Origin of the sequence: uncultured Amaricoccus sp., assembly GCF_937891315.1 — a bacterium.
Taxonomy (GTDB): Bacteria; Pseudomonadota; Alphaproteobacteria; order Rhodobacterales; family Rhodobacteraceae; genus Amaricoccus.
This window is the reverse complement of the sequence record NZ_CALAGI010000089.1, coordinates 1-22,211: the sequence shown is the minus strand read 5'-3', so window position 1 is coordinate 22,211 and position 22,211 is coordinate 1. Positions and strand designations below refer to the sequence as shown.

Annotated in this window: 22 protein-coding genes; 12 read left to right on the top strand and 10 right to left on the bottom strand. The window is 67.9% G+C overall.

The window, feature by feature from the left end; translation table 11 throughout:
- The 6 genes from Q0480_RS08165 to Q0480_RS08140 all read right to left on the bottom strand — a co-directional run bounded on the left by Q0480_RS08165 (position 1) and on the right by Q0480_RS08140 (position 5,943).
- A complete protein-coding gene (locus Q0480_RS08165) occupies positions 1–825 on the bottom strand; it encodes a carbohydrate ABC transporter permease (RefSeq protein ID WP_299131934.1) in 825 nt (274 codons plus the stop codon).
- Positions 822–1,820, bottom strand: coding sequence for a carbohydrate ABC transporter permease (locus tag Q0480_RS08160; protein WP_299131933.1), 999 nt, complete (start codon positions 1,818–1,820; stop codon positions 822–824). The genes Q0480_RS08165 and Q0480_RS08160 overlap by 4 nt, the downstream gene beginning before the upstream one ends.
- Before the next feature lie 98 nt (positions 1,821–1,918).
- Positions 1,919–3,202, bottom strand: coding sequence for an ABC transporter substrate-binding protein (locus tag Q0480_RS08155; protein ID WP_299131932.1), 1,284 nt, complete (start codon positions 3,200–3,202; stop codon positions 1,919–1,921).
- Positions 3,203–3,412: 210 nt separating this feature from the next.
- Positions 3,413–4,300, bottom strand: a complete 888-nt coding sequence (locus Q0480_RS08150) for a choline/ethanolamine kinase family protein (RefSeq protein ID WP_299131931.1) — start codon at positions 4,298–4,300, stop codon at positions 3,413–3,415.
- A gap of 189 nt (positions 4,301–4,489) precedes the next feature.
- Complete coding sequence (locus Q0480_RS08145; RefSeq protein WP_299131930.1) at positions 4,490–5,020, bottom strand: NfeD family protein; 531 nt, start codon at positions 5,018–5,020, stop codon at positions 4,490–4,492.
- Positions 5,020–5,943 (bottom strand): SPFH domain-containing protein, encoded by a 924-nt coding sequence (locus Q0480_RS08140; protein ID WP_299131929.1) that lies wholly within the window; start codon positions 5,941–5,943, stop codon positions 5,020–5,022. The genes Q0480_RS08145 and Q0480_RS08140 overlap by 1 nt, the downstream gene beginning before the upstream one ends.
- 135 nt (positions 5,944–6,078) lie before the next feature.
- Between Q0480_RS08140 and Q0480_RS08135 the strand changes: the two genes are divergently transcribed.
- The 5 genes from Q0480_RS08135 (at position 6,079) to serA (ending at position 12,952) form a co-directional block, all read left to right on the top strand.
- Entirely contained in the window at positions 6,079–7,245 is a 1,167-nt protein-coding gene (locus Q0480_RS08135) for a biopolymer transporter ExbB (RefSeq protein ID WP_299131928.1), read from the top strand.
- 2 nt (positions 7,246–7,247) lie between these two features.
- Positions 7,248–8,762, top strand: a complete 1,515-nt coding sequence (locus tag Q0480_RS08130; protein ID WP_299131927.1) for a peptidoglycan -binding protein — start codon at positions 7,248–7,250, stop codon at positions 8,760–8,762.
- 159 nt (positions 8,763–8,921) lie between these two features.
- A complete protein-coding gene (locus Q0480_RS08125; protein WP_299131926.1) occupies positions 8,922–9,938 on the top strand; it encodes a hypothetical protein in 1,017 nt (338 codons plus the stop codon).
- A gap of 148 nt (positions 9,939–10,086) precedes the next feature.
- Positions 10,087–11,277 carry a phosphoserine transaminase gene (locus Q0480_RS08120; protein ID WP_299131925.1) on the top strand — a complete coding sequence of 397 codons (1,191 nt, stop codon included), beginning with the start codon at positions 10,087–10,089 and terminating at the stop codon, positions 11,275–11,277.
- 79 nt (positions 11,278–11,356) lie between these two features.
- The gene (gene serA, locus Q0480_RS08115; RefSeq protein WP_299131924.1) at positions 11,357–12,952 is read left to right on the top strand and encodes a phosphoglycerate dehydrogenase; all 1,596 of its coding nucleotides are present in this window, start codon (positions 11,357–11,359) and stop codon (positions 12,950–12,952) included.
- A 159-nt stretch (positions 12,953–13,111) separates the two neighbouring features.
- On the opposite strand, the gene Q0480_RS08110 is transcribed toward serA, so the two are convergent.
- On the bottom strand, positions 13,112–13,537 hold the full coding sequence (locus Q0480_RS08110; RefSeq protein WP_366940833.1) for an EamA family transporter: 426 nt from the start codon (positions 13,535–13,537) through the stop codon (positions 13,112–13,114).
- A 108-nt stretch (positions 13,538–13,645) separates the two neighbouring features.
- Here Q0480_RS08110 and Q0480_RS08105 point away from each other — a divergent pair, with 108 nt between their 5' ends.
- From Q0480_RS08105 to Q0480_RS08090, 4 genes are all read left to right on the top strand, one after another.
- Positions 13,646–14,938: an adenylosuccinate synthase gene (locus Q0480_RS08105; protein WP_299131922.1), complete on the top strand. Its 1,293-nt coding sequence runs from the start codon at positions 13,646–13,648 to the stop codon at positions 14,936–14,938.
- Positions 14,939–15,015: 77 nt separating this feature from the next.
- Positions 15,016–15,246: a DUF2842 domain-containing protein gene (locus tag Q0480_RS08100; RefSeq protein WP_299131921.1), complete on the top strand. Its 231-nt coding sequence runs from the start codon at positions 15,016–15,018 to the stop codon at positions 15,244–15,246.
- A gap of 76 nt (positions 15,247–15,322) precedes the next feature.
- Entirely contained in the window at positions 15,323–15,763 is a 441-nt protein-coding gene (locus Q0480_RS08095) for a CreA family protein (protein ID WP_350460368.1), read from the top strand.
- Positions 15,760–16,437 (top strand): thiamine diphosphokinase, encoded by a 678-nt coding sequence (locus Q0480_RS08090; RefSeq protein WP_299131917.1) that lies wholly within the window; start codon positions 15,760–15,762, stop codon positions 16,435–16,437. The genes Q0480_RS08095 and Q0480_RS08090 overlap by 4 nt, the downstream gene beginning before the upstream one ends.
- Before the next feature lie 118 nt (positions 16,438–16,555).
- Here the strand turns inward: Q0480_RS08090 and Q0480_RS08085 are convergent, their stop codons facing one another.
- Entirely contained in the window at positions 16,556–17,260 is a 705-nt protein-coding gene (locus tag Q0480_RS08085; RefSeq protein ID WP_299131916.1) for a TetR/AcrR family transcriptional regulator, read from the bottom strand.
- Positions 17,261–17,676: 416 nt separating this feature from the next.
- Here Q0480_RS08085 and Q0480_RS08080 point away from each other — a divergent pair, with 416 nt between their 5' ends.
- Positions 17,677–17,889, top strand: a complete 213-nt coding sequence (locus Q0480_RS08080; RefSeq protein ID WP_299131915.1) for a hypothetical protein — start codon at positions 17,677–17,679, stop codon at positions 17,887–17,889.
- Between the two features lie 130 nt (positions 17,890–18,019).
- On the opposite strand, the gene Q0480_RS08075 is transcribed toward Q0480_RS08080, so the two are convergent.
- Positions 18,020–18,484, bottom strand: a complete 465-nt coding sequence (locus Q0480_RS08075; protein WP_299131914.1) for an Lrp/AsnC family transcriptional regulator — start codon at positions 18,482–18,484, stop codon at positions 18,020–18,022.
- Positions 18,485–18,745: 261 nt separating this feature from the next.
- Positions 18,746–20,353 (bottom strand): peptide chain release factor 3, encoded by a 1,608-nt coding sequence (locus tag Q0480_RS08070; protein ID WP_299131913.1) that lies wholly within the window; start codon positions 20,351–20,353, stop codon positions 18,746–18,748.
- A 180-nt stretch (positions 20,354–20,533) separates the two neighbouring features.
- On the opposite strand from Q0480_RS08070, the gene Q0480_RS08065 reads away from it, so the two are divergent.
- Entirely contained in the window at positions 20,534–21,157 is a 624-nt protein-coding gene (locus tag Q0480_RS08065) for a ParA family protein (protein ID WP_299131912.1), read from the top strand.
- 38 nt (positions 21,158–21,195) lie between these two features.
- Complete coding sequence (locus tag Q0480_RS08060) at positions 21,196–21,975, top strand: SDR family oxidoreductase (RefSeq protein ID WP_299131911.1); 780 nt, start codon at positions 21,196–21,198, stop codon at positions 21,973–21,975.
- The last annotated feature ends 236 nt before the right edge of the window (positions 21,976–22,211 follow it).

Below are 22,211 nucleotides of genomic sequence, written 5' to 3'. Positions count from 1 at the left end.
CTAGCCCTTGACGCCACCGGCCGTGAGGCCTGCGACGATCTTGCGCTGGAAAATGAGGACGAGGATGATGAGCGGCACGGTGACGATGACCGAGGCGGCCATGATCAGGCCCCAGGGCGTTTCGTGCTGACTGGCGCCGGAGAGAAGCGCGATCGCCACAGGAACGGTCCGCGTCGTGTTGGAGGAGGTGAAGGTCAGGGCGAACAGGAACTCGTTCCAGGCCCCGATGAAGGCGAGAAGGCCGGTCGTCACCAGCGCCGGCCACATCAGCGGCAGGAATACCCTGGTGATGATCACCCAGGGCGTCGCGCCATCGACGATCGCCGCCTCCTCGATCTCGATCGGCAGGTCGCGCATGAAGGTGGTGAGCACCCAGACGGTGAAGGGCAGGGTGAAGATCGTGTAGCTGAGGATCAGCGCCCAGGGCGTGTTGAAGATGCCGATGAAGCGGATCAGCTCGAAGAGGCCGGCGAGCACCGCGATCTGCGGGAACATCGAGACGCCGAGGATGGTGAGCAGCAGGAGCGTACGCCCGCGAAAGCGGACGCGCGCCAGCGCGTAGGACGCGGTGACGCCCACGATCAACGCGAAGAGCACCGTCATCGTCGCCACGAACACCGAATTCAGGATGTTGCGCGGGAACTCGCCCTGCTGCATCACCGCGACATAGTTCGACCAGTTGAACTCGGTCGGCCAATAGCTCGCCTGGAACAGCGCGGTTCCGGTTTTGAAGCTGGTGATGATCGCGTAATAGAACGGGAACACCGCGACCACCACGATCAGCACGACCGCGAGATAGAAGCTGCCAGTCTTGAGCGCGTTCATTGGCTGGCCTTTCCGCCGAGATCGACGCGACCGAGCCAGATGTAGAGCACGACTGACAGCGCGATGATGAGGAACAGCAGCGTCGATTGCGCCGAGCCATAGGCGAACTTGTCGAAATCGATCAGGTTCTCGCGGCTGATGATCGACATCGTCTTCGTCGCCGAGGAATTGGGCGTCAGCACATAGATGAGATCGAAGATCCGCAGCGCGTCGAGCAGGCGGAAGATCACCGCCACCATCAGCGCGGGCTTCACCAGCGGCAGGGTGATCCTGAAGAATACCTTGACCGGATGAATGCCGTCGATCTTCGCCGCCTCGTACATGTCGCGCGGGATCATCTGCAGCCCGGCGAGGCAGAGCAGCGCCATGAACGGCGTGGTCTTCCAGATGTCGACGATCAGCACGGCGAACATCGCCGTCCCGACATTGGCGGTCCAGGCGATCTTGTGATCGATGAGGCCGATGCTCATCAGCATGTCGTTGATGATCCCGAACTGGTCGTTGAGCATCCAGCTCCACATCTTCGCCGAGACGATGGTCGGGATCGCCCAGGGGATCAGGATGGCGGCGCGGACCAGCGCGCGGCCCCTGAACTCGGCATTGAGCACCAGCGCGACCATGAGGCCGAGCACGGTCTCGATCGAGACCGAGACGAAGGCGAAGCGGAAGGTGTTCCAGACCGCGTTCCACCAGGCCGGATCAACCAGCGTGCCGCGATAGATGGTCTTGCCGGAGGAGAGCGTCCGGACGTTGAGATAGTTGTCGAAGCCGATCCACTTGCCGCCGCCGAGGTTGTTCAGCGAGGTGTCGGTGAAACTGAAATAGATGGTGCGCAGCAGCGGCCAGGCGGCGACGCAGAACAGCGCGACGATCATCGGCAACAGGAAGAGCATCGCCGCCCGTACGCGCTGGGCCTGAAGTTCCGACCTGTGGGCGGCCTGGCCGGCGACGGTGACCTTCTTGGGTGGTCGTTCATCCAGCGTCGTCGTAGGCATCGCAAAGCTCCCCCCCGTATGTCTATATCGGTGGCCGAAGGCCCGGCGGGCCTTCGGGGAGAGTCGGACCGGCCGCGCGGGCCGGTCGTGGCCGAGTGCTACCAGCCGCCGCCCTTCATCTCGTCGAGATCGACCTCGAGGATTTCGAGATTGTCGGGCGCGGTGGCGCTGCCCGACAGGACCTCGTGCACCGACGACCAGAATTTCGACGAGACCTCGTTGTAGTTCACCTTGGTCGGGGCCGAAGGGCGCGGCACGGCGTTGAGGAAGATGTCCTTCCAGCGCGGGATGATCGGCTGGGCGGCGGCGATGTCCGCGTCGTCGTAGAGCGAGATGATGGTGGGCAGCTTCGATCCCAGGATCGCGTTCTGTTTCTGGAAGTCGGCCGACGCCATGAACTGGACCAGCGAGGTCGCCGCGTCCGGGTTCGGGGAATAGCGCGACACCGCCACGTTCCAGCCGCCGAGCGTCGCGGCCGAATGATTGTCACCGCCGCCGGAGGGCAGCGGGGCCACGTCGAACTTGCCCGAGATCGCGCTGTCCGCGCTGTTGCCCAGCGAATAGGCGTAGGGCCAGTTGCGCATAAAGACCGCGTTGCCGGTCTGCCAGACGCCGCGCGCCTCTTCCTCGGTATAGGCCAGCACGCCGCCGGGCGAGATGGTGTTCACCCAGGACGCCGCCAGCTCGATCGCCTTCGCCGCGTTTTCATTGTTCACCGAGATCGTGCCATCGGGCTCGACGATCTGGCCGCCGCCGCTCGATTTGATCCATTCGAGCGCGTTGCAGGTCAGCCCCTCGTAGGCGTTGCCCTGCCAGACGAAGCCCCAGAGGTCGGCCTTGCCCTCGGCGCGCTCGGCGTCCTGCACCTTCTGGGCGGTCGCGGTCAGCTCTTCCCAGGTCTTCGGTACCGCGACGCCGTGCTTTTCGAGCAGGTCCTTGCGATAGTAGAGCGCCGGCGCGTCGGTGAAGAGCGGCAGTGCGACGAGATTGCCGTCCACCGTCTGCGACTCGATGATCGAGGGGAAATGGTCCTTGACGATATCGGCCGCCGCGTCGTTCAGCGGCAGGAAATGGTCGGCGAGCTGCGGCGCCCAGATCACGTCCACCATGTAGACGTCGATGTCCTGATTGCCGGCGGCGAGCCACAGCCGATACTGCGCGAACTGGTCGGTGGTCGAGGAGGGCATCGGGACAATCGTCACCGTGTTGCCGGTTTCCGCTTCCCAGGGCTTGAACAGCTCCTTGAAGATGGCGAGGTCGTTGCCCGTCGAGCCGGAAACGAAGTTCACGTTCACCGCTCCGGCCGAGGTGGCCATCAGCGTGGCGAAGACCGCGCCGAGCGCCGTCATGCCGCGCATGCGCGCGTAGGGTTCGAATCGCATCCTGATCTCCTCCGTTGAAGGCCGCCGATTGGCCGACGGTCCATCGTTCTTATTGGCGCCTTGGTGATCGTTGGGGGAGCGAGGCCCTGCCGATCCCGGCGCCTTCAATCGCAGAGGGTAGGGTTCACGGTTCCGTCAAGTCAAGCGCGGTGCGCCGCTCGTGTGAGCCGCGGGCGCCAAGGTTCTGGCTTTTCCGGATTCAACGCCCGCTCAGTTCCGCTGGAACTCGGTGAAGGCCGCCCGGAAGCCGGCGAGGTTGGTGGCGGTATACTCGGCGAAGTCGAAATCCACGGTCGAATGCGACTCGGAGATCATGCTCCACATGGTTTCGCGCAGCAGCGCGGCGCATTTCATGGCGCGGTAACGATGCCCGAGCTGATCGTCGAGCGGGCGCTGGAAGTAGGTTTCCAGCATCCAGACCTCCTGCGCGGCGTCGAGCGCGTTCATCGACGCGAGGCCGCCGAGATCGAACAGTGGGCTGTTGAAGCCGGCATAGTCCCAGTCGATCAGCCAGAGGCGCGCGCCGTCGTCGATCAGGTTCGCGGCGAGCAGATCGTTGTGGCCGAAGACCAGGTCGATCGGCCCGACCGCCGCCTCCAGCCGCTCGGCCGCGGCCAGCAGCACCGGCAGATGCGGCGCGTGGCCCGAGCCCTCCTCGGCGAGCCGGGCGGCGTAGTCGCGGATCACATGAAACACCCAGAAGGCGAGGACCGGTCCCCGGAGGTGGCGCGGGATTTCGCGATGCGCGCGGGCGACGAGATCGAGGATCCGGGGCAGGCGGACCGGGTCGCGCACTTCGGGCGGGGTCAGGACGCGGCCTTCGATGAATTCGAGGACGAGCGCGCCCGCCTCCGCGTGGATCACCCGCGGCGAGATGCCCGCCGCGTGCGCCGCCCGGCTGGCGGCGAGTTCGTTGAAGCGCATCACCTGATGCGCCGGAATATCCGCGCCGACGCGAACGACGACCTTCCGGCCAGCGTCCTCGACGAGATAGTTGACGTTGGTGATCCCGCCGTCGAGCCGGATGGGCGTCACCGGCCCGGACCAGATCGGCAGAGCCAGCACGCGCTCCGCCGGGCTCGCCACCGCTTTCCCCATGCCGACCCTTTCCCGCTTGCGCGCCGAGCCTAGTCGCATCCGCCACGAAAGGCGATGGCGTCGGGGTCATGGGACCGCCGGCCCCGGGCGCGATTGGCCTCGCGTCTCCGGCGCCCGGATACGGAGACGAAGCTTGGCGGTGGCGCCCACCGGCGCCGCGTTGCAAGGCGGCAAAGATATTGCGTTGGATCAAGACCCTGGAGCGGACGAGCCGGCTCTGGCGGATCGGCTTTCGCGCTCGGCGGTCCCTCCGGGCGTCGGCCCGTCCAATGGCGCGACCCAGACGACGATTCCGTCCGCGCCGACCACGCGCACCCGCTGCCCCGGCTCGGGGGGCGGGGTACCCTCGTCGCGCAGGCGGGCGGGCCAAGGCATGCCATCGACCGTCACCTGTCCCTCCCGATAGAGGAAGTCGATCACGATCGCCTCGCGGCCGATCAGTTGCGCGGCGCGGCGGTTCAGCGTGTCCGGCCCGCCGCCGACGCCGAACCGGCCGACCAGCGCCCGGCCGGCGAAGGTGAAGGCGATGGCAAAGAGGCCAAAGACCGCGATCTGGCCCGCGCCGGACAGATGCGGCACCAGCCAGAGCCAGAGCCCGGTGACGAGCGCGGCGGTCGCGGCCGAGATCAGCACCGTGGTCACCGTTACCATCTCGGCGGCGGCCAGCAGGATCGCGAGCGCCACCCACCACCAGGGCGACATGCCGTCGAGCAGGTCCATCAGCCGCCCTCGCGCGGCCGCGCGGCCTTCGCGATCTCGGCGATGCCGGCGATCGAGCCGATCAGGCTCGCGGCTTCCAGCGGCATCAGGATGGTCTTGGCGTTCGGGCTCGCCGCGATGTCGCGCAGCGCTTCGGTGTATTTCTGGGCGACGAAATAGTTCACCGCCTGGATGTCGCCCTTGGCGATCGCCTCCGAGACCATGGATGTCGCCTTGGCCTCCGCCTCGGCCGAGCGCTCCCGCGCCTCGGCATCGAGGAACGCCGCCTCGCGCCGGCCCTCGGCTTCGCGGATCTGCGCCTCGCGCTCGCCCTCCGCCTTGAGGATCGCCGACTGCTTCTGCCCCTCGGCGGTCAGGATCTCGGCCCGCTTCAGCCGCTCGGCCTTCATCTGCCGCGCCATCGCCTCGGAAATGTCCGGCGGCGGCGCCAGATCCTTGATCTCGACCCGCGTCACCTTCACGCCCCAGGGCGTCGAGGCATGGTCGATCACCGACAGCAGCCGCAGGTTGATCTGGTCGCGGTTCGACAGCGCCTCGTCGAGATCCATCGAGCCGAGCACCGAGCGGATATTGGTCTGGCTGATGTTCTTCAGCGACAGTTCGAGGTTCTTCACCTCGTAGGCCGCGCGCGAGGCATCGACCACCTGATAGAAGGCGACCGCGTCCGCGACGACCATGGCATTGTCGCGGGTGATCACCTCCTGTTGTTCGACATCGAGCACCGTCTCCATCATGTTGATCCTGGCCCCGACCCGATCCATCAGCGGGATCAGGAAACGCAGTCCCGGCGCGAGGGTGCGGGTATAGCGTCCGAAGCGCTCGACGGTCCAGTTCTCGCCCTGGGGAACGGCCTTGACCATCGTCCAGATCAGGATGACGGCGAAGATCAGGATCGCGATGGCCGGCGCGCCGAAGGCTTGCATGCGGTGTTCCTCCCATGACGGCCGCGCGGGGCCCCGCCAAGGGTTGCGCCGGATTTCGCTGCGACACAAGCCGGTTGGAAAGTCCCGGTCGGCGCAGTAAGGTCCGGGCGCGAGCAGGGAACAAGAAAGGCGAATATGGCGCTCAGTCCCCGGATGGAAGCGAAGACGGAGTCGCAGTTCTCGCAACCCGTGCGGCAGATCGTGATGATGCTGGTCGCGTTGGGGCTGGCGACGGGACTGGGCGTCCTGCTCTACCGGCAAGTGATGCCGGTCTTTCTCGCCTCGCCCTGGCTCAATGGTTTCATCGCCTTCGTCTTTCTCGTCGGCGTCGCCGCCTGTTTCTGGCAGGTCACCACCCTCATTTCCTCGGTCAGCTGGATCGAGGGCTTCGCGCTCGACCGGCCGGGGCATGATTTCACCGATCCGCCGGGCCTTCTGGCGCCGCTCGCCGCGCTCCTGAGCGAGCGTCGGGCGCGGCGCTCGCTCAATGCGACCTCGACGCGCTCGATCCTCGATTCCGTCGCCACCCGGCTCGACGAGCAGCGGGATCTGACGCGCTACCTCATCAACCTCCTGATTTTCCTTGGTCTGCTCGGCACCTTCTACGGCCTCGCGACCGTGGTGCCGGCGGTGGTCGAGACCATCCGCAGCCTCGCACCGAAGGAGGGCCAGAGCGCGGTCACGGTGTTCGACGGGCTGATGGGCGGACTCGAAGGCCAGCTCGGCGGCATGGGCACGGCCTTCGCCTCGTCGCTGCTCGGCCTCGCCGGCTCGCTGGTCGTCGGGCTTCTCGACCTCTTCGCCAGCCACGGCCAGGGGCGCTTCTATCGCGAGCTGGAGGAATGGCTGAGCTCGATCACCAAGATCGGCCTGCCGGGCATGGAGGGCGACGAGGGGCTGAACGCCGGCAACGTGCTCGCCGTGCTGGAGCAGTCGGCCGCCCAGATCGACGGCCTGCGCCAGCTGATCGAGCAGGGCGCCGCGCGCGCGGTCGAGAGCGACGCCCGGGTCGCCGAACTCGCCGCCGCGATCGCCTCGCCGGAGGCAAGGGCGGCCGAGCACGCGGTCATGGAGCGCATCGCTCTGGCGCAGGAGCGGGTGGCCGAGCTGCTCGCCGCGCGCGACGAGGATGCCGGGCGGCTCGACGCCGAAACCCGGTCCCGGCTGCGCAGCATCGATACCCAGGTTCTGCGCATCCTCGAGGATCTCGCCGCCGGCCGGCAGGAAATGGTGACCGAGATGCGGCAGGAACTCGCCGCCCTGACCGACGCGCTGCGCGGCTTTGGCCGCGGGAGGGTCTGAGCGTGGCGCTCGGCCATCGCGCCTCGCGGTTCCATGGCGCGATCTGGCCCGGCTTCGTCGATGCCATGGGCGCGCTCCTGATGATCCTGTTCTTCGTGCTGTCGATCTTCATGATCCTGCAGTACGTGCTGCGCGACACGATTTCCGGCCAGAGGACCGAACTCGCCGATCTCTCGACCCAGGTGGCGACCCTCGGCGACGCGCTGGGGCTTGAGCGGCGGCGGGCCGACACGCAGGAGGCGCTGGTCGCGACCCTGACCGGCGAGCGCGAGGCGGCCGAGGCGCGGATCGCGGATTTCGAGAGCCAGGTCGCGGGTCTCCTCGCCCGCGATGCCGAGCTGACCGGCCGCGCCGAGACGGCGGAGCGGGGCAGGGCGGAGGCTCTGAGCCAGAAGGAGGCGCTCGACCTCGCGCTCGCCAGGGCCCGGACGGAAGTCGACGCCGCGACCGAGGCCGCGCGGCTCGACGCGGCCAAGCGCGCGGCGATGGAGGCGCTGGTCGCGTCGCTGAAATCGGACGCGGCCGGCAAGGACGCCGCCCTTTCGGCGGCCGAGGCCGCGCGGCTGACCGAGGCGGCGGCGGCTGAGGCCTTGCGCAAGCGGCTGGAAGAGTCGGGCGCCGAACTGACCTCGATGACGCTCAATCTCGAGGAGCAGCGCAGGAAGGCCGAGGCGACGCTGACCCTGCTCGCCGCCGCCGAGGCCGCGCGCGACAAGGCGACGGCGGACAGTGGCACGGTGCTGAGCGACGCCGAGAAACGCGCGGCGGAACTCGCCCAGGCGCGGGCGCTGCTGTCCCAGGAGCAGCAGGTCTCGCAGGAAGGCCAGAAGCAGGTGGCGCTGCTCAACCAGCAGACGGCGGAGCTTCGGACCCAGCTCAACGCGCTGCAAGGGCTGCTCGACGCGGCCAGGTCGGCCGATCTCTCGGCACAGGTTCAGATCGAGACGCTGGGCTCGAACCTCAACGCCGCCCTCGCCAAGGTCGCGGCCGAGCAGAGCGCGCGGGCCGAGCTGGAGGAGCGCGAGCGCAAGCGGCTGGAGGCCGAGGCGAAGGATCTCTCGCGCTACCGCTCGGAATTCTTCGGCCGCATGAGCCAGATCCTCGGCGCGCGCGAGGGCGTGCAGGTGGTGGGCGACCGTTTCGTCTTCCCCTCCGAGGTGCTGTTCGCGCCCGGCTCCGCCACGCTCGGCGCCGCCGGTCAGGCGCAGGTGGCGCGCGTCGCCTCGGTCATCCGCGAGATCTCCGGCGACATCCCGCCCGAGGTCGATTGGGTGCTCCGCGTCGACGGCCATACCGACAGCACCCCGGTCAGCCCGGGCAGTGCCTTCCGCGACAACTGGCAGTTGAGCCAGGCCCGGGCGCTGTCGGTGGTGCAATACATGATCGCGACGCAGGGCGTCCCGGCGAACCGCCTCGCCGCGACCGGCTTCGGGGAGTTCCAGCCGGTGGACACGGGGACGAGCCCGGAGGCGCTGGCGCGGAACCGGCGGATCGAGCTGAAGTTCACGGAGCGGTAGCCGCGCGCCCACTGGCAGGCGGCAAAGGCGGGCGCGAGGTCGCCGGCGGCGGCGTGGAAATAAGCTCGATCTCCGCCAGATGATGGATGCGAATCGACGCGTGACCTGTTGTGATTTCCCGAGGTCGCGGGATGCGCGGGTCAAGGGTGGAGGCGCGGAATGGCGGATGTCTATTCGTATATCCACGGCACCGAGGGAAGCGACCTGATCCTTCGCAACTACCTTTCGCCGGGGGTTACCAGCGATCCGACCGGATTGACGGGAACGAACGGGGTCACCGTCGGCATCCATGGCTACGGTGGAAACGACATCATCCAGTTTGGCCCCGAGACGGGTTATGCCACCGGCGACGATGGAAAGGACGTGCTCGACGCCCGGGCCGCGGAGGGCGGCGCGCAGTTGCTGGGAGGCGCGGGAAGGGACCTTCTCATCGGTGGCGATGGCGCCGACGAGTTTGATCCCGATTTCTCGGGGGAAAATCTTCCCAACGGCGCCGACACGATGGTCGGCGGCAAGGGCGACGACACATACAATATCTTCGACCGCGGCGACGTGATCTTCGAATGCGGCGGCCAGGGCGACGATACGGTGTGGGTGCGCGCGGCGCTGGACAAATATGTCCTGCCCCGAAATGTCGAGAACGTCTTCGTCGAGGCCCTGGTCGGCAAGGTCGTCGGGAATGCCTCCGACAACGTGATTTCAAGAGGCGAAACGCAATATGGCCTGGACGGGAAGGATTCGCTGGAAGGGGGATCGGATCTCCACGGCGGGAATGGCGCGGATCTGCTGATCGCCAATGGCTTCGTGGCCGAAACGCTGACCGGCGGCCGCGGCGCGGACACGTTTCTGTTCCAGTACTATTTCGATGACAAGCCGCCGCGCGACGTGATCGCGGCGGGCGACGGCGCAATCGCATTCGAGGGCGCGGGACGGGCGGGGGGCGATCTGATCGACCTGTCGGGCATCGATGCCATCAATTCCGACACCAACTTTGATCACGAAGGCTTCGTGTTCGGGGGAACGGGCGCGGGGCATCTTTCGCTGGTCGATCGGGGGTCCGATACGCTGGTGCGCGGCAATCTCGATGACGACGCGGCGTTCGAACTTCGGATTCTCATCAAGGATGGTGAGATTCATGCGTCGGCCTACACGGCGCAGGACTTCATCCTAGCCTGAGTGACGGCCGTTGGGCGATCGTCAAGCGATTTGGCAAAACCCTCTTGGCAGATGCCGCGGAATCGCATATCCGGCGTCCCGGGCGCGTCCCCGGACCAGGGTGAGCGGGGCGGGCTCAGTAACCTCGCCCTGACGATGGAGTTGGCCCATGAGCCATCAATCCGCGGCGACCCTTCGGGTCGCGCCCGTCAAGCCCGTCGCGAAACCCGTCCATCCCGAATTTTCCTCCGGCCCCTGCCCGAAGCGGCCGGGCTGGACCGCCGAGGGCGTGGCGAAGATCGCCTTCCTCGGCCGCTCGCACCGCGCGGCGGGGCCGAAGGCGCAGCTGAAGGCCGCCATCGACCGCACCGCGAAGCTCCTGAACGTGCCCGCCGACTACAAGGTCGGCATCGTGCCCGCCTCCGATACCGGCGCCTTCGAGATGGCGATGTGGTCGATGCTGGGCGCGCGCCCCGTCGACATGCTGGTCTGGGAGAGCTTTGGCCAGGGCTGGGCGACGGATGCGACCAAGCAGCTGAAACTCGCCGATACCCGGGTGTTGACCGCCGAATACGGCGCGCTGCCCGACCTCGGGAGCGTGCGCGGGGACGCGGATATCTGCTTTACCTGGAACGGCACCACCTCCGGCGCCCGGGTGCCGAACGCGGACTGGATCCCCGCCGACCGCGAGGGGCTGACCTTCTGTGACGCGACCTCGGCCGCCTTCGCGCAGGATCTCGACTGGGCAAAACTCGATGTCGTCACCTTCTCCTGGCAGAAGGCGATGGGCGGCGAGGGCGCGCATGGTGTGCTGATCCTCAGCCCGCGCGCCGTCGAGCGGTTGGAGAGTTTTACCCCGGACCGGCCGCTGCCGAAGATCTTCCGCATGACCAAGGGCGGCAAGCTGATCGAGGGCATCTTCAAGGGCGAGACCATCAATACCCCCTCGATGTTCTGCGTCGCCGATTGCATCGACGCGCTCGACTGGATGGAGGGGCTCGGCGGCCTCGACGCCACGCGGGCGCGGGCGGATGCGAATTTCGCTGCGATCCAGACCTGGGTCGACCGGACGCCCTGGGTCGAGAACCTGGTGGCGGAGCCGGCGGCGCGGTCGAACACCTCGGTCTGCCTGCGGATCGTCGATGCCGGGATCGCGTCGCTCGATGACGCGGGCCAGCGGGATTTCGTGAAGAAGCTGACCAAGCTTCTCGAGACCGAGGAAGCGGTCTTCGACATCGGCGGCTATCGCGACGCGCCAGCGGGCCTTCGGGTCTGGTGCGGCACGACGGTCGAGACGGCGGACGTGGTCGCGCTGACCGAATGGCTCGACTGGGCCTTCGCCACGCTGAAGGCGGCCTGACCTCCGGCGCCGCGAGGCGTCTCCCTCCCCATTCCCTTCGCACCGGACCCGCGCGGGTTCGACAGCAGGATGTATTCACATGCCCAAGGTTCTCATTTCCGACGAACTCAGCGACGCCGCCGTCCAGATCTTCAAGGACGCGGGCGTCGAGGTCGATTTCCAGCCGAAGCTCGGCAAGGATCCGGCGAAGCTCGCCGAGATCATCGGCGGCTATGACGGTCTCGCCATCCGCTCGGCGACCAAGGTCACGGCCGAACTGATCGAGAAGGCGACCAATCTCAAGGTGATCGGCCGCGCCGGGATCGGCGTCGACAATGTCGATATTCCCGCCGCCAGCGCCAAGGGCATCGTGGTGATGAACACGCCCTTCGGCAATTCGATCACCACCGCCGAACATGCGATCGCCATGATGTTCGCCGTCGCCCGCCAACTCCCCGCCGCCGACGCCTCGACCCGCGCCGGCAAGTGGGAGAAGTCGAAATTCATGGGGGTCGAGATCACCGGCAAGACGCTGGGCCTGATCGGCGCCGGCAATATCGGCTCCGTGGTCGCCAGCCGCGCCATCGGGCTGAAGATGAAGGTCATCGCCTACGACCCGTTCCTGTCGGCCGAGCGGGCGCAGAGCCTCGGGATCGAGCGGATCGAGGAAGTGGACGACCTGCTCGCCCGCGCGGACTTCGTGACCCTGCATGTGCCGAAGACCGAGAAGACCGCCAACATCCTCTCGGCGGAGCGGATCGCAAGGATGAAGCCGGGCGCGCGGCTGATCAACTGCGCCCGCGGCGGGCTGGTCGACGAGGCGGCGCTGGCCGAGGCGCTGAAGTCCGGCCATCTCGCCGGCGCCGGCTTCGACGTGTTCGGGGTCGAGCCGGCCAAGGAGAACCCGCTCTTCGACGCGCCGAACATGGTCTGCACGCCGCATCTCGGCGCTTCGACCTCGGAAGCGCAGGAGAACGTCGCGCTGCAGGTGGCCGAGCAGATGTCGGACTATCTGATGAACGGCGCGATCTCGAACGCGCTCAACGCGCCGAGCGTGACCGCCGAGGAGGCGCCGATCCTGAAGCCCTGGATCGGCCTCGCCGAGACGCTGGGCAGCTTCGCCGGCCAGGTGACGGAGAGCCCGATCACCGAGATCGAGATCGAATATGTCGGCGAGGTCGGCCATCTGAACATGAAGCCGCTGACCGCCGCGCTGACCGCCGGCCTCCTGCGGCCGCTGGTCGGCGAGGGCGGGGTCAACATGGTCTCGGCCCCGGTGGTCGCGCGCGAGCGCGGCATGCATATCGCCGAGACACGCAAGGACGCCCAAGGCGCCTTCGGCTCCTACATCCGGCTCGTCGTGACCACCGAGGCGATGACCCGTTCGGTCGCCGGCACGATCTATTCCGACGGTCGGCCGCGGTTCATCCAGATCAAGGGGATCAATCTCGAGGCCGAGCCGATGCGGCACATGCTCTACACGACGAATACCGACACGCCGGGCTATATCGGCGCGCTCGGCACCAAGCTCGGCGCGCTCGGGGTCAATATCGCGACCTTCGCACTGGGCCGCGAAGTGAAGAGCGGCGAGGCGATCGCGCTGCTCGGCGTCGATGAGAAGATCAGCGCGGACACACTCGCCGAGATCGCGGCGCTTAGTCAGGTGCGTCAGGCGAAGTCGCTGGCGTTCTTTTAGCCAGCCTCCACTCGCGCGGCTCCCGAGCGGCGCGCGTGGATATCCGTCGCGGTCGAAGCTGTTTTCGCGGGAGCGGATGATCCTCGCGGTCTCCGCGCGCGGCCTCCCTCCAGCCTGCTTGCGCGAAGGTGGGATTGAGTCAATGACGCGTGACCCGCCTCAGCGCCAGCCGACGAGGATGGCGCCGGCGGCGATCAGCGCGATGCCGAGCCAGTTGAGCGGCGCCAGCCGCTCGCCGAGAAAGGCGACGCCGAACACTGCGACCAGCACGACGCTCAGCTTGTCGATCGGCGCTACCCTGGCCGCGTCGCCGAGTTTCAGCGCGCGAAAATAGCAGAGCCAGGACGCGCCGGTCGCGAGGCCGGACAGCACGAGGAACACGATGGTGCGCGCCGGGACGCTGCCGGGCGCGGGCCAGCCGCGGGTCACGGCGACGACGCCAGCGGCGAAGGCGAGGATCACCATTGTCCGGACCAATGTCGCGAAGTCCGACCCGATGCCGGAGACGCCGACCTTGGCGAGGATCGCCGTCAGCGCGGCGAAGGCGGCGGAAAGCAGGGCCCAGAACGTCCAGTTGTCGAACATGGATGGCATGCCGGGGTCTCCGCTGGCGAACGGCCGCGTTTTAGCAGTTCCGAGCCGCGTGTCCCACCGCTATAAGGCGCCGACTTGCGTCCGGAAAAAGGATCTCTCATGGCCAATGTCGTGGTAGTCGGCGCCCAGTGGGGTGACGAGGGCAAGGGCAAGATCGTCGACTGGCTCAGCGAACGCGCCGACGTCATCGCCCGTTTTCAGGGCGGCCACAACGCGGGTCATACGCTGGTCATCGACGGGCAGGTCTACAAGTTGTCGCTGCTGCCCTCGGGCATCGTGCGGCCGGGCAAGCTCAGCGTCATCGGCAACGGCGTGGTGCTCGATCCCTGGGCGCTGCTCGCCGAGATCGGCAAGCTGCGGGCGCAGGGCATCGAGATCACGCCCAAGACGCTGATGATCGCCGAGAACACGCCGCTGATCCTGCCGCTGCACCAGGATCTCGACCGCCTGCGCGAGGAAGCGGCGGGGGTGGCGAAGATCGGCACCACCGGCCGCGGCATCGGCCCGGCCTACGAGGACAAGGTCGGGCGGCGCACGATCCGCGTCGCCGATCTCGCCGACGAGACGACGCTCGACACCCGGCTCGACCGGCTGCTCGCCCATCACGACGCGCTGCGCGCCGGCCTCGGGGCGACCCAGATCGACCGCGCCGAGCTGAAGGCGCGGCTGCTCGAAGTGGCGCCCGAGGTGCTGGCCTACGCGGCGCCGGTCTGGCGCGTGCTCGACCAGAAGCGCCGGCGGGGCAAGCGCATCCTGTTCGAGGGGGCGCAAGGCGCGCTGCTCGACATCGATTTCGGCACCTATCCCTATGTCACCTCCTCCAACACGCTCGCCGGCATGGCAGCGACCGGCACGGGCATGGGGCCGGGGGCGGTCGATTTCGTGCTCGGCATCGTCAAGGCCTATACCACGCGGGTCGGCGAGGGGCCGTTTCCGGCCGAGCTGCATGACGCGGACGGCCAGCGGCTCGGTGAGCGCGGGCGCGAGTTCGGCACCGTCACCGGACGCAAGCGGCGCTGTGGCTGGTTCGACGCGGTGCTGGTACGCCAGACCTGCGTGACGAGCGGCGTCAAGGGCATCGCGCTCACCAAGCTCGACGTGCTCGACGGGTTCGAGACGCTGAAGATCTGCGTCGCCTACGAACTCGACGGCAAGCGGATCGATCATCTGCCCACGGCGGCGGCGCCGCAGGCACGGGTGAAGCCGATCTACGAGACGCTGCCCGGTTGGTCCGAGACGACGGCGGGCGCCCGCTCCTGGGCCGACCTGCCGGCGGCGGCGGTGAAATATGTTCGCCGGGTGGAGGAGCTGATCCGCTGCCCCGTCGCGATGCTATCGACCAGTCCGGAGCGAGAGGATACAATTCTCGTGACCGATCCGTTCACCGCCTAGGGAGGGTGGGAGAGCATGACCGCCTCGCATGCCGGAAGCTCCGCCGTGGTTGAGGCGCGCGCCCTGGGAACGCCGGCGTGCTGAGCTATCGTGCGCGCCGGCGCTGGTCGCTCGTCATCCTGCTGGTCGGACTGCCGGTCTATATCGTCCTCGCGGTGGCTTTGGTCGCGCTGTTCGACCGGCCGGGGTTGGTCTGGGAGCTGCTGATCTATGTCGGCCTCGGCCTGCTCTGGGCGCTGCCGTTCCGCCGGGTGTTCCTCGGCGTCGGCCGGCCCGACTCCGACGCGCCGCGGGAGGGCGGTCGATGATTGCAGGATGCCCGCCACGCCTTATGTTGAGCAGGGCGGGAGGATCGAGATGAGACGAAGATACTGGCTGGCGGGCATGGCGGTTCTGGCGGCGCCGGTGATCGCGGGGGCGGTGTTCGCCGAGGAGGTCGGGCAGGTCACCACGGCTTTCAAGATCCTTGGCGCGAACCACCGGATCGTCATCGAGGCCTTCGACGATCCGAAGGTGGAGGGGGTGAGTTGCTTCGTCAGCCGCGCCCGCACCGGCGGCATCTCGGGCAGCCTGGGGCTGGCAGAGGATACCTCCGACGCCTCGATCAACTGCCAACAGACCGGCCCGATCCATATCCGCGAGGAGCTGGAGGATGGCGAGGAGGTGTTCAGCCAGCGCGCCAGCATCATGTTCAAGCGCATCCAGGTGGTGCGGTTCCAGGACAAGACGCGCAACGCCTTGGTATACCTTACATATTCCGACAAGCTGGTCGACGGCTCGCCGAAGAACAGCGTTTCGGCCGTCGTCATCCGCGACTGGAATTGATCGAACCATTGCTTCGCGCGCCGGGTCCGGTGACGCTCGTCGGCGGCGGCGCGGTCCCGCCGGAGCGGCTGGCCGCCGCGCTCGCGCTGGCGCCGGTGGTGGTGGGCGCGGACGGCGGCGGCGATGTCGGCCTGCCACCCGGCACCGAGTTCCGCATGGTGATCGGCGACATGGATTCGCTCGGCGATCCGGCCGCGCTGCGGGCGCGGGGCGTGGCGCTCCACGAGGTCGCGGAGCAGAACAGTACCGATCTCGAGAAATGCCTCTATTCGATCGAGGCGCCGCTGATCCTCGGTGTCGGGTTTCTCGGCGGCAGGCTCGACCATCATCTCGCGGCGATGAACGCGCTGGTGAAATATCCCGGACGTCGTGTGGTGTTGATCGGGCGCGAGGATCTCTGCTTTCTCTGCCCGCCGGTCTTCGCGCTCGAGATGACGGCGGGCGAGCGGGTGTCGCTGTTCCCGATGGGGCCGGTGACCGGGCTCGTCGGTGAGGGCCTGCGCTGGCCGGTTCAGGGACTTCGCTTCGCGCCGGACGGCCGGATCGGCACCTCGAACGCCGCGTCGGGCGGCCGGCTGCGTCTCGGCTTCGACGCGCCGCGCATGCTGGTGATCCTTCCGGTCGGCACGCTGGACGCCGTCGCTGAACAGCTCGTCGGGCCGCGTCCCGACTGATCCAGGCCTCGCCGGCCAGAGCGGAGGCCGATCCGGCAGAGCCGGGTCGTCCGCTCTAGAGTCTTGATTTAGCGCAATATCTTAGCCACCAGACGATTCCGTCTGGTTGGATATTGCCCTAGTCGCGCGCCGCCGCGGGGGGGCCGAAGGCGCGCAGGAAGGTCTCCACCGTGCGGCGCGCCTGCGTCTCGCGCTCCTCGGCGCCGGGCTCGGGACCGACGGCGAACAGGCGGCGGTGGAAGAGGTCGGCGCCGCAAATCGCGAAGAACACCGTGGCGGCGTAGTCGGGGTCGATACCGGCCGACAATTCGCCCCGCGCCGCCGCGGCGGCGAGCGCGGGCGCCAGGCGGTGCCGATTGCGCAGGAAGCGCGACTGGTAGAACGACTCGCCGATATGCGGAAACCGTTCGGATTCCGCGACGGTGATCCGATAGATGCTCTGGCCGAAAGGGGAGAGCATGAATTCCAGCGAGTCCCGCGCGATCCCGAGCAGCAGTTCGCCGATCGGCATCGCGAGGCAGGCGAGCTCGGGATGATGGTCGGCCTGCCGCTTGCATTCCTGGGTGACGACGGCGCTGAACAGCGCGGCCTTGTCGGGAAAGTGGCGATAGAGTGTCGCCTTGGAGATGCCGGCGGTGCGGGCGATGTCATCGACGCTCGCGCCCTCGAAGCCACTGGCCAGAAACACCTCGCGCGCGCCGGCGAGCACCTGCGCGTATTTCTGCTCGCCACGCTCCGCCCGGGCGGAAGGGGCCGATTCGGGCACGGCTTCGGCCGCGGGCTCGCGCGGCTGGATCGCCATCGCCGGGGACTGGTCGCTCATGATCTGGCTTTCCGGGTTGGCGAAAAATCCTCGCAGCAAGCTCCGGGCAGACTATCAGCCCCCGGAACCAGTGTCCATTTCGATGGGCGCGCCTGATTTGCGCCAGCGACGCGGCTGTTCACGGGCGCGAATTCCATCGCGTGATTTTCGGCGGTTCTGGTGGCCATGGCTTCACGACTTTCGCCTTGCACGGGAGATCCTCTCGGGGCGCCGATTTCGATGGCACCTCTCGATCGATCACCTAGGGCTTCGCCCCGACAGGATCGAGGGGAGATCACGGAATTGAGAAACTGAACGGTATCGTTTTGAATTGACCGATCGGCTGTGGCACGCCTATGCTCTAATCAGAACGAAACGGTTTCGTTCCAGCCTTGGAGTGTTCCCGGATTCGGGCGCTCCGGCAAGGAGACAAGATCATGAAGATGTCCCATACGCTGGCTCTCGTCGGCGCGCTTCTCGCCGCCGGCACCACGGCGTCCTTCGCCGACACGATCGGGCAGAGGATCGCCAGCGGAAAGATGTCGGTCGCGGCCGCCGAGCAGTTGATCGTCGGCACCGGCCTCAGCTTCGACGAAGCCAAGGGCTACACGATCGATCAGATCGTCGCGTTGCGCTGGCAGGACAACTGACCGCGCGCCATGACGCCCCGGAAACGGGATGAAAGGCGGGGAACGTGGAGCCGGCGGTTCCACGCTCTCGCGCTCCCCTAAAGCACGTCATTCCGACGTTCCGGCGCGGATCCCAAACATTCCGCCCGGTTCACGCCGGCCCGATATTGATCGGATAGGCGGTGGTCGATTTTACCGCCTCCATGGCAAAGCGCGAGGTCACGGTCTTCAGCGGGATCGCCGTCGTCAGGCGCTTGTAGAAGCTGTCGTAGGTTGCCATGTCGGCCACCACGACGCGCAGCATGTAGTCGACCTCGCCGGCCATGCGATAGAGGTCCAGCACTTCGGGCATGCCGCCGACCGACACTGCGAAGCGATCGCGCCATTCCGGTGAATGGTCGTCGGTGGTGACCGAGACGAAGACCGTGAGGCCGAGGCCGATGGCACGGGGATCGATGATCGCGACGCGGCTCTTGATCACCCCCGACTGGTCGAGCTTCTGGATCCGCTTCCAGCACGGGGTCTGCGACAGGCCCACCATGTCGGCGATCTGCGCGATGGAAAGCGTCGCATCACGCTGAAGCGCCGCGATGATCTTGCGGTCGATCAGATCCATGGCCGGGGCCCCTCGATATGGTTCGGCGAGGTCGTCGCGTTTCTCTGGCAAGAGAGCCTCGTCCGCGCGATGCGCGTCGCACCGCCAGCTCGCACGCCATGGTTCCCGCGCCGATATACCCTTCGCCTCCGCGCCCCGCAAGCGAGCCCGCAGGGCGGTCGATGGTGATCGTGCCGGGCTCTCCCCGCGCAATCCTCATTCCTCGCGCGCCCGGCGCGGGTTGCCCCAGGCGCACAGACCGGCCGCTCTCAGATGCCGGTCCTAGACCATCATGTCCTTGGTCGCGGTCAGGTGGATGTCGGGATAGTCGCGGGCGACGCGGTCGATGTCCCACTGCAGGCGGGTCATGTAGACCGGGTCGCCGTCATGGTCCTCGGCCATGTGGCCCTTGTTCGCCTTGACGAAGGCGTCGATCTTGTCCCGCGGACCCGACACCCAGCGGGCCGAACTGAACTGCGTCGGCTCGAACCGCACCGGCAGCCCGTATTCGAGTTCGATGCGGCTCGCCAGCACGTCGAATTGCAGGGGGCCGACCACGCCGACGATCCAGCCCGAGCCGACCGCCGGCTTGAAGACCTTGGAGGCGCCCTCCTCGGCGAACTGGGTCAGCGCCTTTTCCAGATGCTTGGCCTTCATCGGATCGCCGGGTCGGACGGTCTGCAGGAGCTCCGGCGCGAAGGAGGGGATGCCGGTGAAGCGCAGCGCCTCGCCTTCGGTCAGCGCGTCGCCGATGCGCAATTGCCCATGGTTCGGGATGCCGATGATGTCGCCGGCCCAGGCGTCCTCGGCGATCTCGCGGTCGGCGGCGAGAAACATCACCGGGTTGGCGATCGCCATCGGCTTGCCGGTCCGCACATGGGCGAGCTTCATGCCCCGCTCGAAATGCCCCGAGCAGAGCCGGACGAAGGCCACCCGGTCGCGGTGCTTGGGGTCCATGTTGGCCTGCACCTTGAAGACGAAGCCGGTCACTGGCGTCTCCCACGGGCCGACGGCGCGGCTCTCCGCCGGGCGCACCCGGGGTGGCGGGCCATAGGCGCCGATGCCGGCCATCAACTCGCGCACTCCGAAGGAATTGATCGCCGAGCCGAACCAGATCGGCGAGAGATTGCCGTCGAGCATCGCCTGATGGTCGAAGGCGGGCAGGAGTTCGCGCGCCATCGCCACCTCCTCGCGGAGCGTCGCGAGCAGATCGGCCGGGATATGCGTCTCCATCGCCGGATCGTCGAGGCCGCGCATCTCGACGCTCTCGGCGCGCCTGTTGCGGTCGGCGCGGTCCATGAGCTCGAGCCGGTCGTTGATCATGTCGTAGCAGCCGAGAAAGTCGCGCCCCTGGCCGATGGGCCAGCTCGCCGGACAGACGTCGAGCTGCAGCTCCCGCTGGATCTCGTCGATGATCTCGAACGTGTCGCGGGCCTCGCGGTCCATCTTGTTGCAGAAGGTGACGATCGGCAGGTCCCGAAGGCGGCAGACCTCGAACAGCTTGCGGGTCTGGCTTTCCACGCCCTTCGCCCCGTCGATCACCATGATCGCCGCGTCCACGGCGGTCAGCGTGCGGTAGGTATCCTCGGAGAAATCCGAATGGCCGGGCGTGTCGACGAGGTTGAACCACCAGTCCTGGAACGGAAACGACATGGCGGAGGCCGAGACCGAGATGCCGCGATCCTGTTCCATCTTCATGAAATCCGAGCGGGTGCGGCGCGCCTCGCCCTTGGCGCGGACCTGTCCGGCCATCTGGATCGCGCCGCCGTAGAGCAGGAACTTCTCGGTCAGCGTGGTCTTGCCGGCGTCTGGATGGCTGATGATGGCGAAGGTTCGCCGCCGGGCGATCTCCGGCGGCAGGGTCGGGGCGTTGCTGGGACGGTCGAGCATGCGACGCCTATAGCCGAGGCGCCGCCGGGGGAAAAGCCTCGGCGCGCCGCGAGCATGACCGGGACCTCCGAGGGGAGCCTCTCGCATGGCGCGGCACGCGGGATGGAGGGAACGGATCGGATTGGCGGTTGAACGGTTCGGGGATGGTTCTAGTGTGGCGCGCGCTCGGGGAGGGACGCGATGAAGACGGTGCTGGTGGCGAATCGCAAGGGCGGCTGTGGCAAGACGGTGGTCGCGATCACGCTGGCCGCGGCGCTGGCCGCGCAGGGGCGCGCGGTCGGGCTGGCCGACGCGGACCGCCAGAAGTCGGCGCTGCGCTGGTTGAGGCTGCGCCCCGAGACGGCGGTGCCGATTCGGGCGATCGACTGGACCAGGCATGACGATGTCGGCGAGGCCCCGAAGAAGCTCGACTGGCTGGTGATCGACGCGCCGGGCGCGCTCGGCGGCTCGCGGGCCGAGGGGCTGATCGCCGAGGCGGAGGCGGTGATCACCCCGGTGCTGCCATCCGCCTTCGACGCGGACAGCACGCGGCGTTTCCTGAAGGAGATCGAGGAGATCAAGCGGGTGCGCAAGGGCAAGGTCCCGGTGCATCTCGTGGCGAACCGGATCCGGGCGCAGGGGCGCGCGGTCGAGCGGCTCGGCGCCTTCTTCGAGGCGCTGGGGCAGCAGCCGCTGGTCTGGATCGCCGATCGCGCGGCCTATGCCGATCTCGCGGACCAGGGGCTCGCCGTGTTCGACCGGTCGCAGCGCGCCTTTCAGCCGCTCCGCGCGCAATGGGCGCCGCTGGTCGCGGCGCTGGAGTAGATCGACTATCCCTCGGGGATAGGCGTGGGGAGGGACGGATGGATCTGGGGATCAGGGGGCGGAGGGCGCTGGTCTGCGCGGCGTCGAAGGGGCTCGGCCGCGGCTGCGCCGAGGCGCTGGCGGCGGCGGGCGTTGATCTCGTGATCAACGCGCGCGGGGCCGAGGCGCTGGAAGCGGCGGCGGCCGCGATCCGCGCCGCGCATGGTGTCGTGGTGACGGCGGTCGCGGCCGACATCACCACGCCCGAGGGCCGCGCGGCGGTGCTGGCCGCCGGTCCCGAGCCGGACATCCTCGTCACCAACGCGGGCGGTCCGCCGCCCGGCCTCTGGTCGGACTGGAACCGCGAGGACTTCATCAAGGCGCTCGACGCCAACATGCTGACGCCGATCGCGCTCATGCAGGCGACGCTGCCGGCCATGATCGCGCGGGGCTGGGGACGGGTGGTCAATATCACCTCGCAGGCGGTAAAGGCGCCGATTCCGGCGCTCGGCCTGTCGAACGCGGCGCGCACCGGGCTGACCGGTTTCGTCGCGGGCACCAGCCGGCAGGTCGCGGCGGCGGGGGTCACCATCAACAACCTGCTTCCCGGCATTCATGACACCGATCGCGCCGCGGCGCTGGACGCGCCGGTCGCCGCGCGCGAGGGCATCTCGATCGAGGAGGCGCGGGCCCGGCGCGCGGCCAGCATTCCGGCCGGCCGCTACGGCACGGCGGCGGAATTCGGCGCCGCCTGCGCCTTTCTCTGCTCGGCCCGCGCGGGTTTCATCGTCGGCCAGAACATCGTCATCGACGGCGGCGCGGCGAACAGCACGCTTTGATCCCAAATCCGTTTGATTGCTTCACCGTCGCCCTTCCCCGCCCGGACCTCGCAGTGTCGCCCAAGGCGGGGTCCCTGTCGATGTCCCCGCCGCCCCGCCTGCGACGTCCGAGAGATGCGCGACGTTCGAGCCTCTGCTGCGCGATTTCGAGGTTACGCGAAATCGGGACGGGCGTGCCCTGCCGGGGCTCGCCCGTCTTCGACGGTCAAGCCGGGCACACCCGCCCCGATTCAACC